This is a genomic window from Acinetobacter vivianii, from assembly GCF_014635885.1.
GTDB classification, from domain to species: Bacteria; Pseudomonadota; Gammaproteobacteria; order Pseudomonadales; family Moraxellaceae; genus Acinetobacter; species Acinetobacter vivianii.
Map to the genome: position 1 here is coordinate 40,294 of NZ_BMDR01000008.1, position 16,006 is coordinate 56,299.

Annotated in this window: 15 protein-coding genes; all 15 read left to right on the forward strand. The window is 35.7% G+C overall.

What is annotated here, in order from left to right:
* Positions 1 to 54 precede the first annotated feature (54 nt).
* The 15 genes from wecB to IEV36_RS15335 all read left to right on the forward strand — a co-directional run bounded on the left by wecB (position 55) and on the right by IEV36_RS15335 (position 16,006).
* Positions 55 to 1,188 (forward strand): non-hydrolyzing UDP-N-acetylglucosamine 2-epimerase, encoded by a 1,134-nt coding sequence (wecB, locus tag IEV36_RS15265; RefSeq protein ID WP_005255813.1) that lies wholly within the window; start codon positions 55 to 57, stop codon positions 1,186 to 1,188.
* A 213-nt stretch (positions 1,189 to 1,401) separates the two neighbouring features.
* The gene (gene tviB, locus IEV36_RS15270; protein ID WP_005255812.1) at positions 1,402 to 2,679 is read left to right on the forward strand and encodes a Vi polysaccharide biosynthesis UDP-N-acetylglucosamine C-6 dehydrogenase TviB; all 1,278 of its coding nucleotides are present in this window, start codon (positions 1,402 to 1,404) and stop codon (positions 2,677 to 2,679) included.
* A 24-nt stretch (positions 2,680 to 2,703) separates the two neighbouring features.
* Positions 2,704 to 3,729, forward strand: coding sequence for an NAD-dependent epimerase/dehydratase family protein (locus tag IEV36_RS15275; RefSeq protein ID WP_005255811.1), 1,026 nt, complete (start codon positions 2,704 to 2,706; stop codon positions 3,727 to 3,729).
* Complete coding sequence (locus tag IEV36_RS15280; RefSeq protein ID WP_005255808.1) at positions 3,726 to 4,904, forward strand: lipopolysaccharide biosynthesis protein; 1,179 nt, start codon at positions 3,726 to 3,728, stop codon at positions 4,902 to 4,904. The genes IEV36_RS15275 and IEV36_RS15280 overlap by 4 nt, the downstream gene beginning before the upstream one ends.
* Positions 4,898 to 5,497, forward strand: coding sequence for an acyltransferase (locus IEV36_RS15285; RefSeq protein ID WP_005255806.1), 600 nt, complete (start codon positions 4,898 to 4,900; stop codon positions 5,495 to 5,497). Before IEV36_RS15280 ends, IEV36_RS15285 begins: the two co-directional genes overlap by 7 nt.
* Positions 5,498 to 5,512: 15 nt before the next feature.
* The gene (locus tag IEV36_RS15290; RefSeq protein ID WP_005255805.1) at positions 5,513 to 6,568 is read left to right on the forward strand and encodes a hypothetical protein; all 1,056 of its coding nucleotides are present in this window, start codon (positions 5,513 to 5,515) and stop codon (positions 6,566 to 6,568) included.
* A gap of 19 nt (positions 6,569 to 6,587) precedes the next feature.
* Positions 6,588 to 7,136: an acyltransferase gene (locus IEV36_RS15295; protein ID WP_005255802.1), complete on the forward strand. Its 549-nt coding sequence runs from the start codon at positions 6,588 to 6,590 to the stop codon at positions 7,134 to 7,136.
* On the forward strand, positions 7,126 to 8,217 hold the full coding sequence (locus IEV36_RS15300; protein WP_005255800.1) for a glycosyltransferase: 1,092 nt from the start codon (positions 7,126 to 7,128) through the stop codon (positions 8,215 to 8,217). The genes IEV36_RS15295 and IEV36_RS15300 overlap by 11 nt, the downstream gene beginning before the upstream one ends.
* Positions 8,214 to 9,353, forward strand: coding sequence for a glycosyltransferase family 4 protein (locus IEV36_RS15305; protein ID WP_005255798.1), 1,140 nt, complete (start codon positions 8,214 to 8,216; stop codon positions 9,351 to 9,353). The genes IEV36_RS15300 and IEV36_RS15305 overlap by 4 nt, the downstream gene beginning before the upstream one ends.
* A 2-nt stretch (positions 9,354 to 9,355) precedes the next feature.
* A complete protein-coding gene (locus IEV36_RS15310; RefSeq protein ID WP_005255796.1) occupies positions 9,356 to 9,964 on the forward strand; it encodes a sugar transferase in 609 nt (202 codons plus the stop codon).
* Positions 9,961 to 10,620 (forward strand): acetyltransferase, encoded by a 660-nt coding sequence (locus IEV36_RS15315; RefSeq protein WP_005255794.1) that lies wholly within the window; start codon positions 9,961 to 9,963, stop codon positions 10,618 to 10,620. Before IEV36_RS15310 ends, IEV36_RS15315 begins: the two co-directional genes overlap by 4 nt.
* A 25-nt stretch (positions 10,621 to 10,645) precedes the next feature.
* Positions 10,646 to 11,818 (forward strand): DegT/DnrJ/EryC1/StrS family aminotransferase, encoded by a 1,173-nt coding sequence (locus IEV36_RS15320; protein ID WP_005255792.1) that lies wholly within the window; start codon positions 10,646 to 10,648, stop codon positions 11,816 to 11,818.
* Between the two features lie 145 nt (positions 11,819 to 11,963).
* The gene (locus tag IEV36_RS15325; RefSeq protein WP_005255790.1) at positions 11,964 to 13,838 is read left to right on the forward strand and encodes a nucleoside-diphosphate sugar epimerase/dehydratase; all 1,875 of its coding nucleotides are present in this window, start codon (positions 11,964 to 11,966) and stop codon (positions 13,836 to 13,838) included.
* A gap of 12 nt (positions 13,839 to 13,850) precedes the next feature.
* A complete protein-coding gene (gene galU / locus IEV36_RS15330; RefSeq protein ID WP_005255788.1) occupies positions 13,851 to 14,726 on the forward strand; it encodes a UTP--glucose-1-phosphate uridylyltransferase GalU in 876 nt (291 codons plus the stop codon).
* A gap of 20 nt (positions 14,727 to 14,746) precedes the next feature.
* Complete coding sequence (locus IEV36_RS15335; RefSeq protein ID WP_005255786.1) at positions 14,747 to 16,006, forward strand: nucleotide sugar dehydrogenase; 1,260 nt, start codon at positions 14,747 to 14,749, stop codon at positions 16,004 to 16,006.

Consider the following 16,006-nt stretch of genomic DNA (forward strand, 5'->3'; position numbering starts at 1 on the left):
AAATAAGGTGCAGTATGATAAGTGCTGAATAATGAAATAATAGAGAAGAGGCGAATGAAAAAAAGAATTTTACTTATATTTGGTACGCGACCTGAAGCAATAAAAATGGCGCCTTTAGCGTTAGCTTTACAAGGGTTTATACAAGATTTTGACACTAAAGTCTGCGTAACTGGACAACATCGACAAATGTTGGATCAAGTCTTAGAACTTTTTAATTTAGTGCCTGATTTTGACCTGAATTTAATGAAACCAGGACAAACTTTGTCAGATGTCACTTCTGGCGTACTTAAAGGTTTGGAACAAGTATTTGAACAATGGAAACCGGATCTTATTTTAGTGCATGGAGATACTGCAACAACATTTGCAGCTTCATTAGCTGCTTATTATCACAAAATAAAAGTTGGACATGTAGAAGCTGGCTTGCGTACAGGAGACTTGTATTCACCTTGGCCAGAAGAAGCCAATCGACGATTAACAGGTGTGTTGGCAAATTATCATTTTGCTCCGACACTGTCCTCTTATGACAACCTTATTAAAGAAAATGTTAACCCTGCGAATATTGTAGTGACTGGTAATACTGTGATTGATGCTCTATTGCAAGTGAAACAAAAGGTTGAGCAAGACCAAATGCTTGTGAGTCAATTTCAGAAGCAGTTTCCATTTCTAGATACGAACAAAAAAATGATTCTTGTGACAGGCCATCGACGTGAGAATTTTGGGCAAGGCTTCTTAAATATTTGTTCAGCTTTGGCTAATCTTGCCAAAAAGTATCCAGATATCCAAATTGTGTATCCAGTACATTTGAACCCAAATGTACAGCAACCTGTGAATGAGCTTTTAGCTGGTATAGAGAATATTCAACTGATCGCTCCTCAGGATTATTTACCGTTTGTATATTTAATGAATCGCAGTTATTTGATCCTTACAGACTCAGGAGGTATTCAGGAAGAAGCGCCATCTTTAGGTAAACCAGTGTTAGTGATGAGAGAGACAACAGAACGGCCAGAAGCAGTCGAAGCAGGAACAGTAAGGTTAGTAGGTACGGAAGTAGAAGTCATAGAAAATGCTGTAGGTGATTTGTTAGAAAATCTAAAGACCTATACTATTATGTCGGAAGCTCACAATCCTTATGGTGATGGCACAGCTTGTCAACAAATAATTGATTTTATAAAGACTACATTAACTTAAAATATCAATTATAAGTTTGGCCTAATATGTCAAAATAGTGATGAATTTCACTGTATTTTTAGAGAATGTAAGGATGTTGAAGGCTTGTAAACACATTCATACAATTGAAATATGGAGGCTATAAAAAATCTCCTATATAGTACGCGCAATTATTTCATTGCTGTTATACGCAGTATCTACAGATAAAAAATTGTAAGGGATAAGGCTTTATTTATGCTAACACTTGCCGAGTTAAAAATAGCAATTATTGGTTTAGGATACGTTGGTTTACCACTAGCGGTTGAGTTTGGAAAAAAGGTGCCAGTTGTTGGCTTTGATATTTATCAGAAACGTGTAGATGAACTAAAGAGTGGACAAGATCACACTTTGGAGGTCTCTCCAGAAGAGCTAAAACAAGCTACTCAACTCAGCTATACTGCAAATTTAGATGATCTAAAAGACTGTAATTTTTTCATTGTTACAGTACCTACTCCTATTGATGACTACAAACAACCAGATTTAACCCCGCTTGTAAAAGCCTCAACTAGTATTGGTAAAGTGCTAAAAAAAGGCGATATCGTTGTTTATGAATCAACTGTTTATCCTGGCGCAACAGAAGAAGAATGTATTCCTGTACTTGAGCAAGTATCTGGGCTGAAATTTAATCAGGACTTTTTTGCTGGCTATAGTCCTGAACGTATTAATCCTGGTGATAAATTACATCGTGTCACTAATATTTTAAAAATTACTTCGGGATCAACACCTGAGGTGGCTGATTTTGTTGATCAAGTTTATAACTTAGTTATTGAGGCTGGTACGCATAAAGCACCAAGTATCAAAGTTGCTGAGGCGGCTAAAGTGATCGAAAATACTCAGCGCGACGTTAACATTGCATTAATTAATGAACTTGCCTTAATTTTTAATAAAATGGGTATTGATACAGAGGACGTGCTCAAGGCTGCTGGAACAAAATGGAATTTTTTACCTTTCCGTCCTGGTTTGGTTGGTGGTCATTGTATTGGTGTTGATCCGTACTATTTAACGCATAAAGCACAAGCAATTGGTTATCATCCGGAAATTATTCTTGCTGGTCGACGTTTAAATGACAATATGGGTGCTTATGTGGTAACTCAGTTAGTCAAAGGGATGATTAAGAAAAAAATTCAGGTCGAAGGTGCCAAAGTATTAGTTTTAGGTTTAAGTTTTAAAGAAAACTGTCCTGATATACGTAATACAAAGATTATAGATATTGTTACAGAGTTAAAAGAATATCAAATGCAAGTCGACGTATATGATCCATGGGTTGATACAGCAGAAGCTCAACATGAGTACGGTATTACGCCTGTACAAACGGTTGAGTCGAATAATTATGATGCTATCGTTCTAGCCGTCGCTCATAATGAATTTAAAGAAATGGGTACAGAGTCTATTCGTAATTTAGGTAAAACAAGTCACGTTTTGTATGATCTAAAATATGTACTACCTGCAGCTGATGTTGATATTCGCTTGTAATATTTAATAAAGGAATTTTAAGAGATGAGCCAATATCAAATAGTATGCGAACAATTAAAACAATCACCTAAAACATGGTTAATCACAGGGGTGGCTGGTTTCATCGGCTCTAACTTGTTAGAAACTTTGTTGAAATTGAATCAAAAAGTGATAGGTCTGGATAATTTTGCAACAGGGCATCAATACAATTTAGATGAGGTACAAAGCCTAGTCACGTCTGAACAATGGTTGAATTTTAGCTTCATTCAAGGTGATATACGTAATTTGGAAGACTGTCAAAAGGCATGTTTTGAAGTAGATTATGTATTGCATCAAGCAGCATTAGGCTCTGTACCTCGTTCCATTGCTGATCCGATTACAACAAATGCAGCAAATATTACTGGCTTTTTAAATATGCTGGTAGCAGCGCGAGATGCGCAGGTTAAAAGCTTTACATATGCTGCTAGTAGTTCTACTTATGGTGATCATCCAGCATTACCTAAAGTTGAAGAAAATATTGGTAATCCATTATCTCCATATGCAGTAACCAAGTATGTTAACGAGTTATATGCTGATGTATTTGCTCGTACATATGATTTTAAATGTATTGGATTACGCTATTTCAACGTATTTGGAAAACGCCAAGATCCGAATGGTGCATACGCTGCTGTAATTCCAAAATGGACAGCTGCAATGATCCAAGATGAAGAAGTTTTTATCAATGGTGATGGGGAGACAAGCCGAGATTTTTGTTTTATTGAAAATACAGTTCAAGCTAATATCCTCGCAGCAACAACGACAAATGATGAAGCAAAAAATCAGGTGTATAATGTTGCTGTAGGTGATCGAACTACTTTAAATGATTTGTTTAATGCAATTAAAAACGCATTGGGTGAAAATGAAATTACGTATGCTAAAAATCCTATTTATAGAGAATTTCGTAAAGGCGATGTAAGGCACTCACAAGCATCTGTTGAAAAAATTGAGACTTTGTTAGGTTATAAAGCTCAATATGTGATTTCTCAAGGTGTTGATTTAGCAATGAAGTGGTATGTAAAGAATATTTCATGAATCTTCGATTGTTGATAACCAAATACAAATCGATTGGTGTTATAACATCAAGTTTATTGGTTGGTGCGATAATAACTTTTATCGCACTTCCAATCTTGACTCGTTTATATAGTGTTAAGGATTTCGGGCAATATGGTGTTGCATTAGCTATTGTAAGTGTGATGTCAACAATTGCTAATTTACGTTTAGATCAGGCAATATTAATTGCACAAGAAAACGAAAAGAAAAGTTTGATTTCTGAAAGTATAATATTAACATTTTTGTTTTGTCTGCTTTCGTCAGTGGTGATGATATTTATATTTAGTCCGTTAATGATATTGGCAATTAATTTTGGAGTTTTTGCAAACATTATAATCCAATGTGTTTATAATTATAATTTTTCTATTGAAGAAGAAAAGTTTTGTGCGGTATTAAATATCCTTCGTAGCTTGATAGTTGTTTCTATACAAATCGCTTTCCCGTTTTTTTATGAGGCGAACTTATTGTCAAGCTATTTAATTAGTTCTTTAGTTATAATTTTTTTATTGTCAATATATATATGTAAGTATAGGCTGTATAGTTTTAATTTTTCTACTTTTAAGAATTATAAAGATTTTATTTTTTCAAATACACCGCATGCACTGTTAAACAGCTTCTCTCATAATTTACCTTATTATGTGGTTTCTCATTTTTTAAGTTACCAAGTTGCAGGTTTCTATTCAATTGTGGAGAGAACACTTAGACTGCCCATTAATTTAATGTCACAGACTGTAAGGCAGTTTTTTATTCGTAAATTCAATACAGAAGGTAATTATAAGGAAGCTTTAAAAAGTAGTTTGTTTTTAAGTGTAGTCTCTCTTCCTTTCTTTCTAATATTTTTTATTTTACCCGAATCTCTTTATACTTTGATTTTTGGTAGTGAATGGAATGGTATTTCTACATATTTTAAGATACTTACGCTGGGGTACTGGGCAGTCTTTTGTAACCCACCAATCTCAGGCTTTTTAATTGCAAAAAGAAGAAGTGATATATTATTAAAACTGCAAATTGTTGAGTTGGTTATTAAGGCATTGTTTTTTATTCTTATTTATACTTTATTGGACGATAAGAATATTATGTTGTATGCGATTCCATTGAGTTTGATTTTTTATAATTTTTCTATTTATTTTGCTGTAGGGAAGATGAAAAAATGTTAATTATGAAGATTATGAAATTATTTACGATATTTTTCACTTCATTTAGAACATACTTTTATAGTATTGCTTTTGGAAAAAAGTTAAAAAAAATTGGGAAAAATGTCAAATTTGATATAAATGGAAAGGTAGTATTTGGGAAAAACTTAACAATAGAAAATGGAGCCACCATTATTGTTGAAAAAGATGCAAAATTGGAAATAGGTGATAATGTTTTTATAGGAGAGAATACTTACATAAAATGTTATGGTGGAAATATTAAGATTGGTGATCATGTTAGTGTTAACTCTAAATCATTTTTAAATGGTGCAGGTGGATTATTGATTGGTGACAATACAAGAATAGGCACGCAAACTATTATGATATCAAGTAATCATATTTTTGAAGATAAAAATGTATTAATTAAGGATCAAGGTACAAGTAGAGCTGGAATATCAATTGGAAAGGATGTTTGGTTAGGCGCTAGAGTAACTATTTTAGATGGTGTTTTTATTAAAGATCGTATAGTTGTTGGTGCATGTAGTCTAGTAAATAAAACTATTGCTGAGAATGGAGTATATGTTGGTATCCCTGCTCGGAAAGTTAAAGACATTTAAGATTAGGTAAAAACTATGATTATAGATAAGAAGTTAATAATATATTTTATAGTTTTTCTATTTTTAAATACCTTTTCTGCTATCTATTTTGAAAACGGTAAGGTTGGTGATTTTTTAGTAACTAATTATGATGAGCTACGTTATTTGTTAGCGAGTGATTCAATAATTCAGGACACTAGAACATATGGGATTATTTTTACATTAGAGAATTTTTATAATTATTCTCAAAGTATTCATTTTTTGCATTACTTTATTTTATCTTTTTTTAGATATTATTTTAGTGATTCTATGGTTGCATGGAATATATATCAATTATCAGTTTATATGGTAGGTAGCTACTATTTTGGTAAGTTTCTTCGTTTAGAGTATGATTTTGTTTCTAGTAATGAAGAGTTGCTAGGAACTTTTTTGCTATTATTCTATCCGGTATTTTATTTTTTAACTTTCTCTTTAATGCGTGATATAGCAATCTTTTCTCTTCTAGCTGTCTGTCTTTATCATTATAAATCGAATAATTATAAGCTTTTAGTTCTTTTTCTTTTAATTATTTCTTTATATAGATTGAATATGATGCTTTGTATTTTGGTTTATATTATTGTTGATCAATTCAGAGGGAAAGGTTTTAAGTCTATATTGAAGTATATAACTTTGACATCTTTAATACTTTTTGTGGTAGATAAAATATCTATTAACTTCTTATCTAGACATGTGAATAGAATTTATGAATTTAATTTGTTAGGTTTTATAAATGAGTTTTTAGTTTTTCTACTATCTCCTTTACCAATTTCAGTTGATCCTTCATTACCACCATATCTGCGTTTATGGTTTATGCTATCCTTCTGGATATGTATATTGTTATTGTTTGTGTATATGGTTTTTCTTTTTCAAAAGAAAAATATTCAACTGGTTTTGAAATTTCCAATTTTATGTATGAGTTTATTTTATGTGGCTACATATAGTATTGAAGCTGGGATAGGGTTCAGACAGTCGGCAATACTTTTACCTTTTATTTATATTCCTATTTTTTTATATTTTATTAAACAGATTTTTCCTGTTAAAAAGTTATTATGATTTAAAAGAGGATTAATGGATGAAAAAAATACTTCGTATTTTTAGTTATGTTTATGATATTTACTATTTTCTTATGAAAGGAAGTATTGCCTATGCAAGAAAAAAAGGAGTTAAGATAGGTAATGATTGTAGGATTTATATAAAAGAGTGGGGTTCAGAACCATTTCTCATTTCTATTGGTGATAGAGTAACTATTACCTCTGGTGTACGTTTAGTAACACATGATGGAAGTACTTGGCTAGTTAGAGATGAAAATAATAACAGATATCAAAAATATGCTCCAATAAGTATAGGTTCAAATGTATTTATAGGTCTCAACACAATTATTATGCCTGGCGTAACAATTGGTGATAATGTTGTAATTGGTGCAGGTAGTGTAGTCACTAAAAATATTCCTATGAATAGTATAGCTGTAGGAAATCCTGCTCGTATTATTTCGACATATGATAAATTTCACCATAAAATTGAAACTTCTTGTGTGAATAATAAAGAAATTCAGCATATTAGTGATTATAAAGATCGCGTATATAAGGCAATTGAAATAGGTAGATCTCGAGATGGTAAATAATCACCTTTTTGTTTTTCCAACAGCAATTTTAGGAGGAGCAGAACGTGTTATGTTTAATATCATTTACCACCTTCTATTGGAGAAACAGGATGTTACTGTCGTAATCATGTCTCGTGGTAAGCAAAGCGGATGGGAGAAATTAGAAAGCTTCCCTAACTTGAATTTAATCATTTATAACTATTCCTCAGAAAAAAAAGCAATTATTCCTTTGGTTGTGAGATTAGTACGATTGAGTTTTGCCTATAAGTTTAATTATATATTTTCTTCTCATACGCACATTAACGGATTGTTAAGCTTTTTAAAGAAAATCTGTTTTTTTAGAGGTTCGGTTTTAGTCTCTAGAGAGTCAACTTTTATTTTTGATAGATTTTTTGGTGTAAAGCGTTTTATTTTTAAATTTATATATAAATATTTATATGGGCAACAAGATTTAATTATTTGCCAAACTAAGAAAATGAAAGATTCTTTAGAGAATTCTCTGGGATATATACCAGCAAAAAAAATGGAAGTTATATCAAACCCAGTAAATATTGATTATATAAATTCATCAATCTCAACTGTTATTAAAGAAAATATTATTGTAGGTTGTGGTCGTTTTATCCCTTTAAAAAAATTTGACTTTTTACTCCAAGCATTTGCACAGTTAACTTCAAAGTATGATTGTTATAAGTTAGTACTTATTGGTGATGGGCCAGAAGGTGAAAGGCTAAGAACAATGGCTGAAGACTTAGGGGTATCAAAAAAAGTTATATTTACTGGGAAAATTAATAACCCAATTCAGTGGTTTGCAAATGCAAAAATAGGTGTCATTTCTTCTGAAATTGAAGGTTTTCCAAATGTACTTATTGAAATGATGGCTTCTGGTATTAATTGTGCTATTTCTACACCCTGTACTGATGGAGTTTATCAATTACCAAATGTAATAGTAACAGCTGATTGTTCTATTGTGGAGATTGGAAAAGCCTTAGAGGAAGTGTTAGAAAGTCAATTAAATTACTCGGTAGATTATAAAAAATACATTGAACAGGAACGCTCAGTTTCTTATTTTTGGAATCAGGTTTTAGAGCTTACAAAGTCATGAAGTTTTTAATTATTGCTAGTTATCTACCCTCTGTTCTAAATTTCCGAGGCAAGCTTCTTGAGGCAATTGCGGGAAAAGATATTCAAGTTTATATCTTAAGTCCCGATTTAGACTTATTTCCTAATGAAGTGAATCAATTAAGAAATTTGGGTTATAGTGTAGATGAAATTCCAATGCAGCGTACAGGAACTAATCCGCTTTCAGATATTAAAACCTTATTGGCTATATATAAATGTATAAGAAAAATAAAACCAGATTATGTATTGTCTTATACTATCAAACCTGTCATTTACGGGACGTTGGCTGCTAAATTAGCAAAAGTCCCTCATCGTTTTGCGCTAATTACAGGATTGGGCTACGCTTTTCAAAATGTAGAACAGGGCAGTAACCGTAGTTTCTTTCAAAAACTCGTACATGGATTGTATCAATATGCGCTTTTCCATACTCATAAAGTTTTCTTTCAAAATCCAGATGATCAACAACTATTTATAGAATTAAACTTAATTGATTCTAATAAACCAACTGTAGTTGTAAATGGTTCTGGAGTGAATGTTCAGGATTTTAGTTTAGTGGCACCCCCTAAAAGTGATTCTGGCGAAATTAAGCAATCCTTCTTACTTATTGCTCGTTTATTAGCTGATAAAGGTATAAGAGAGTATGCCGAGGCTGCTAAACACATTAAGCAAATGTATCCAGAAGTTGAGTTTCATTTGGTAGGATGGATTGATGAAAATCCAGCAGCAATTGCTCAAGAAGAGTTGGATGTATGGATCGCCGATGGCAGGCTAAATTATTGGGGTAAACTTTCAGATGTTCGTCCTGCAATCGCGGCTAGCTCAATATATGTTTTACCTTCTTATCGTGAAGGAACCCCTCGGACAGTCTTAGAAGCAATGGCGATGGGCAGAGCTGTTATTACAACGAATGCACCTGGATGTAAAGAAACTGTAATTCATGGTGAGAATGGATTCTTAATTGAAGTAAAATCAAGTGAAAGTTTAATAAAAGCAATACAACAATTTATTATTGATCCAAGCTTAATTGAAAAAATGGGAAAAAGATCGCGTGAAATTGCTTTAAATAAATATGATGTTGATGCAGTGAATAAACATATGCTAAGTGAAATGGGATTATGAAAATGATTAAACGTATTTTAGATATCATTATTGCATCAACTGCCCTAATTCTGCTTTCACCTTTATATTTCTATGTTGCTTATAAAGTAAAAAAGAACTTAGGTTCGCCAGTTTTATTTCGGCAAGTTCGTCCAGGTTTACATGGTAAGCCATTTGAAATGATCAAGTTTCGCACCATGAAAGATGCAATCGATGAGCGAGGCAATCCATTACCAGATAGCGAGCGTCTAACGCCTTTTGGCAAGATGTTACGTTCAAGTAGTCTGGATGAAATGCCTGAACTCTGGAATGTGATCAAAGGTGATATGAGTATTGTAGGCCCACGTCCATTATTGATGGAATACCTGCCATTGTATAATAAAGAGCAGGCAAAACGTCATGACGTACGTCCAGGTATGACAGGACATGCTCAGGTCAATGGGCGTAATGCGATTAGTTGGGAACAAAAGTTTAAGCTTGATACTTGGTACGTTGAAAATCGATCGCTTTGGCTAGATTTTAAAATCATGCTACAGACAGTGAAAAAAGTCATTGCCAAAGATGATATTAATGAAGCTGGCGAAGCGACAATGACAAAATTTACTGGCACCCCATCGGAAGAGAAGGAATGAGCCAATCTATCTATGCAATCTATGGGGCATCAGGTTGTGGTCGCAGTCTGATGCCTGTAGCTCGACAGCAATTGCGACGTTTGAACATTACAGCTGAGATTTACTTCATTGATGATAGTTTACAAGAAGAAAAAATCATAAATGGACATAAAGCTTTAAATTATCAAACATTTAAAAAATTAGATGCGATAGATAAATACGTTTTAATCGCGATCGCGAATAGCCAGATTCGTGAGAAAATAGCAAATCAACTCGCCAGTGATGATATCCAGTTATGGACAGTTCAAGCTGATAATACGGTCATGATGGATAATATTGAGATTGGTGAAGGCGCGGCATTAAGCCCTTTTGTTTCAATTACATCAAACATAAAAATCGGCAAATGCTTTCATGCTAATTTATATAGTTATGTTGAGCATGACTGTGTGATTGGTGACTATGTTACCTTCGCCCCTGGCGTCAAATGTAACGGTAATATCCATATCGAAGACCATGCTTATATTGGGACGGGTGTTGTGATCAAGCAGGGAACACCAGATAAGCCATTAGTGATTGGTAAAGGTGCTATCGTTGGTATGGGCGCAGTTGTGACTAAAAGCGTGCCTGCAGGAGTCACTGTAGTCGGTAACCCTGCAAGAATTTTAGAAAGAAAGTAAGATATATTTTTAATAGGAAATCATAATGTTAAATACTGCATTTGAACCATGGCCAAGTTTTACCCAAGAAGAAGCAGACGCAGTTAAAAATATATTACTTTCAAATAAAGTAAATTATTGGACAGGGCAAGAATGCCGTGAGTTTGAAAAAGAATTCGCGAATTTCGCTGGTACTCAATATGCAGTGGCGCTAACCAATGGCACTGTTGCTTTAGATGTGGCTTTAAAAGCTTTAGGTATTGGTGCTGGTGATGATGTTATCGTGACCTCACGTACCTTCCTTGCATCAGCTAGTTCGATTGTTACAGCGGGTGCCAATCCTGTGTTTGCTGATGTTGAGTTAGATTCCCAGAATATTTCGCGTCGTACGATTGAAGCCGTTCTTACACCAAATACCAAAGCCATTATTTGTGTGCATCTGGCGGGCTGGATGTGTGATATGGACCCAATTATGCAGCTTGCTCAAGAAAAGGGTTTGTCTGTCATTGAGGACTGTGCACAAGCGCATGGTGCAAAATACAAAGACAAACCTGCAGGTTCAATTGGACATATTGCGGCTTGGTCTTTCTGTCAGGATAAGATTATGAGCACGGGTGGGGAAGGCGGTATGGTCACCACCAATGATGAAGTGCTGTGGAAGAAAATGTGGTCTTATAAAGATCATGGTAAAAGCTATGATAGTGTTTATAACAAGCAACATCCGCCAGGTTTCCGATGGTTGCATGATTCCTTTGGTACAAACTGGCGTATGATGGAAATGCAGGCGGTAATTGGTCGTATTCAGTTAACACGTATGACTGGGTGGACACAAAAACGTACTGAAAATGCAGAGAAAATCTTAAAGGCTTTTGAGGGTTCTCCTTACTTTACTGTTCACTTGCCTTCAAATGATTATGTACATGCGCACTATAAATGTTATGTACAGGTCAATTTAGCTGCATTACCTGAGGGCTGGTCGCGTGATCGAATTATGCAAGAGATCAATGCACAAGATGTGCCTTGCTTTAGCGGTTCCTGTTCAGAAGTCTATCTGGAGCATGCATTTGATGGAACGCCATGGCGTCCAGAACAGCGTTTGCAAAATGCACAGCAACTCGGTGAGACAAGTCTCATGTTCTTGGTGCATCCAACACTGAGCACAGAAAGCATTGATAAAACAATTAGTGCAATTGACAAGGTAATACGCGCAATTCAATAAGGTTAAAAAAGTAAGGGGAAGAGTGTAATAATCTTTCAAATGCTTCCCCTTATGATTGTGTAATCAATATGTAAAAGTCATTTCTAGTTCTGTCAGAAATGCGTATAAAGATCAAACTGTAAAATGGAATGATTAGAAGATCATTGTGAAAAAGATTATTCATCAATTCGCCTCAGCACCAAGGCTTTTTAAGCAAATTTTCCTTGTTCTTTTGGATGCTCTAGCTTTCCCTATAATTTTATGGTTGTGCTATGTGATCCGTTTATTTGACTTGGGTGCAGATGTTATTCCTGGTATTCCTCATGGAATCATGCTGGTCAGTTTTATTACGGTTTTGAGTCTGGCACTTACAGGCGTTTATCATTTTATTGTACGCACATTTAACGAAGTCTTTATTGTTAAATTGGCGATTTCCGTGGCATTGACCATGGCAACCTTGTACATCCTGAATGTGATTACGCCAGCCTATATCCCAATGTCGATTCCATTCATGTATGGATTTATGATGTTTGCCTGGGTATGGCTCAGTCGTGCAGTGATTCGTTTTATTATTAAAGCTTCTTTTTATTCTGAGATTGGTCGTAAACGAATCGCAATTTATGGAGCGGGTGACGCAGGGCAGCAAATCGCAGCGGCATTACATCGTTCAGATGACCATTTACCAGTATTCTTTATTGATGACTATACTTCTTTACAGGGTCAAACTGTTGGTGGTTTAAAAGTTTATTCGGTTGAGAAGGCATTACAGCGCTTTAAAAAAGACCGTATTGATGAAATTCTACTGGCACTTCCTTCTGTTGGACGGGTGCGTAAAGCTGAAATTATCCAGCAATTTGAAATCGCACGTTTAAAAATTACGGAATTACCTGGTCTAACCCGTTTAGTGGATGGCGAAATTCAAGTTTCTGATATTCAGGAAGTTGATATTATTGATTTATTGGGCCGTGATCCAGTTCCACCGATTTCACATCTGATTGCCAAAAATATCCAGAATAAAGTGGTCATGGTGACAGGTGCGGGCGGTTCAATTGGTTCTGAACTGTGCCGTCAAATTATTAAGAATAAGCCTAAAATGTTAGTCATTTATGAGCTAACAGAATTTGCGTTATACGATATTGATAAAGAGTTAAGACAAACAGCGACTTGTGAAATTGTTCCGATTTTGGGAACGGTACAAGATCAGCAAAAACTTGAACGTATTATTGAACAATATCATATTCAGACGGTTTATCATGCCGCAGCTTATAAGCATGTCCCTCTGGTTGAATGTAATCCAATTGCAGGCTTAAAAAACAATGCGATTGGTACTGCGAATAGTTTGAATGCAGCCGTGAAAAAAGGCGTTGAAACCTTTGTTTTGATCTCAACAGATAAGGCGGTGCGACCAACCAATGTGATGGGTGCATCAAAACGTATGGCTGAGCTCTATTGTCAGGCGGTCGCTGAAACTAAACCTGATACGCAAATCAGTATTGTTCGTTTTGGTAATGTCTTGGGATCTTCTGGTTCAGTTGTTCCACTCTTTAAGCAACAGATTGCAAAAGGTGGTCCGATTACGGTAACTCATCCTGAGGTGACCCGTTACTTCATGACCATTCCTGAAGCATCTCAGCTCGTCATTCAGGCGGGGGCATTGGGCACTGGGGGCGATGTATTCTTGCTCGATATGGGTGAGCCCGTCAGAATTCAGGATCTTGCTCGTCAAATGATCAAACTCAGTGGTTTGAAAGTGAGAGAAACTGGTTCACTAGATGGTGATATTGAAATTGCCTATAGCGGTTTGCGTCCAGGTGAAAAACTGTATGAAGAATTGCTGATTGATCAGGACAATACCGAATATACTGAACATACCCGTATCTTACGTTCGTTTGAAAAACATTTTCCATTAGAAGAAATTCAGTGTGTATTTGGTAAAATCAATCAAATGACAGCAATCGATCATGATGTTGACTGGGCTTTAACACAGCTTGAGCATTATGTTGATGGCTATAAACGTAGTGACGAAGTTCGAGTTAACTAATCTGAGAAAGCAATGATCAAAAAAGCAATTTTACCTGTGGCTGGTTTAGGTACACGTTTCTTACCTGCAAGTAAATCTATTCCAAAGGAAATGGTGACTGTTGTTGATCGCCCTGCAATTGAATATGTGGTGAGAGAAGCGGTTGAAGCAGGTATTGAGCAAATCATTTTGGTGACTCACTCTTCAAAAGCATCGATTGAAAACTATTTTGATCGTAATTTTGAGCTGGAAACGACGTTAGAGCAGAAGAAGAAATTTGATCTTCTTAAAGAAATCACAGATATTTTGCCAAAGCATGTCAGTGTCGTGAGTGTACGTCAGCCCCAGCCGCTGGGGCTTGGTCATGCGGTACTCTGTGCAAAAGATATTGTAGGTGATGAAGCCTTTGCGGTGCTTTTGCCTGATGTGTTAGTAAAAAATGCAACCTCTGAAAATGATCTGTCTTTGATGATTCAGCGCTTTGAAGCATCTCAAGCTGCGCAAATTATGGTTGAAGCAGTGCCTGACCACTTAGTTGATCAATATGGGATTGTAGACGTTGCTGTATCACCGAATGAAGGTGAAAGTATCGTTATGCAAGGCATTGTTGAAAAACCTGCCGTGGGAACAGCACCTTCAAATTTATCTGTGGTTGGACGTTATATTTTACCCGCACAAATTATGGGTCTTTTGGAAAATACACCGCGTGGCGCTGGAAATGAAATTCAGCTGACGGATGCGATTGCGACTTTACAGCAAGCACAGGTCGTTGAAGCATATCGTATGAAAGGGCAGACCTTCGATTGCGGTAGCAAACTTGGTTATCTGAAAGCTGTGTTACATTATGGTGTTGAGCATCCGAAACTGGGCGCAGAATTTAAGGGCTTAATCAAGGAATTGGCCCTCTAATCATTGAGGGCAAGTATTTTATGAAAGTCGCGATCTTTGGTAATACTTTATATGCAGGTGTTATGTCTGCATTATTGTCTGAATCTGGTCACTTGGTATATTGGTGTTCACAGCTTAATAGAGAAGTAGATGATCAACAATATGCCTTCCATGATGAAAACGTCAGTCATTTATTGCAGAAACAGCTGAGCAGCGGTTTTCTGCATTATAGTGATTTAGCGGGCATACCTTTAGATATTGATGCTTATCTATTTAGTTTTAACCAAACGCAAGAGCAACAAGTCTTTCAACTGTTACACTCTTTGAAACAACGTCCAATTATTCATCCTAAATTGATGATTAATGCATCCACTTTTGGTTTGCGTGGTACTGAGAAATTTCAACAGATCCTTTGTGATGATGATTGGGCTTATTTGCCTGATACCATGCAGGAAGGAAACGCCTTACAGAGCTTAACTCAGGCAAAACAATTGATTGTGGGCTGTACACGAACCGAAGTACAGGTGAAGGTCAAAGAGTTATTAAGACCTTTCTTTCCCTTAGAGCAACAATATCTATTTATGCCAATTCTGGATGCCGAGTTTACCAAGCTGAGTATTTCGGGCATGTTGGCAACACGCATTAGTTATATCAACGATTTGGCTGTCGTGGCGGAAAAGTTGGGTATTGACATTGCCTCTGTGCGTCAGGGTATGGCTGCTGATAACCGGATTGGATCAGCTTATCTGGCACCCGGTGCTGGTTTCGGTGGTGAAAACTTTTCTCATGATATTTTAACCCTTGCCAACACGGTTGCGAATACTGGAGTGAAAAGCCAGTTACTTGCTCAGGTTTGGGATATCAATGAGCAACAGAAAGAAATTCTGTTTCGCAAGTTCTGGAATTATTACCACGGGGATTTGCAAGCCAAATCGATTGCGATCTGGGGTGCATCTTTTAAAGAAAATACCTCAAGTATTCAACAATCTCCAATTCATCAAATGCTTGCCGCTTTATGGGCTCAAGGTGTAACCGTTCATCTGCATGATCCACAGGCCTTAGATGAAATTGAAATGATGTATGGGCAGCGTAGTGATTTGATTTTGCATCATAATCAATATGATGCTGTTAAAGATGTGCATGGCTTATGCGTTTTAACAGCTTGGAAACAATACTGGAGTCCGGATTTCAAACAATTAACACAATTGATGGAACATCCCTTGATTTTAGACGGTCGAAATATTTATGACCCACACTATGTAAAAGCCCAAGGTTTTGCTTATATGGGAGTGGGACGTTAA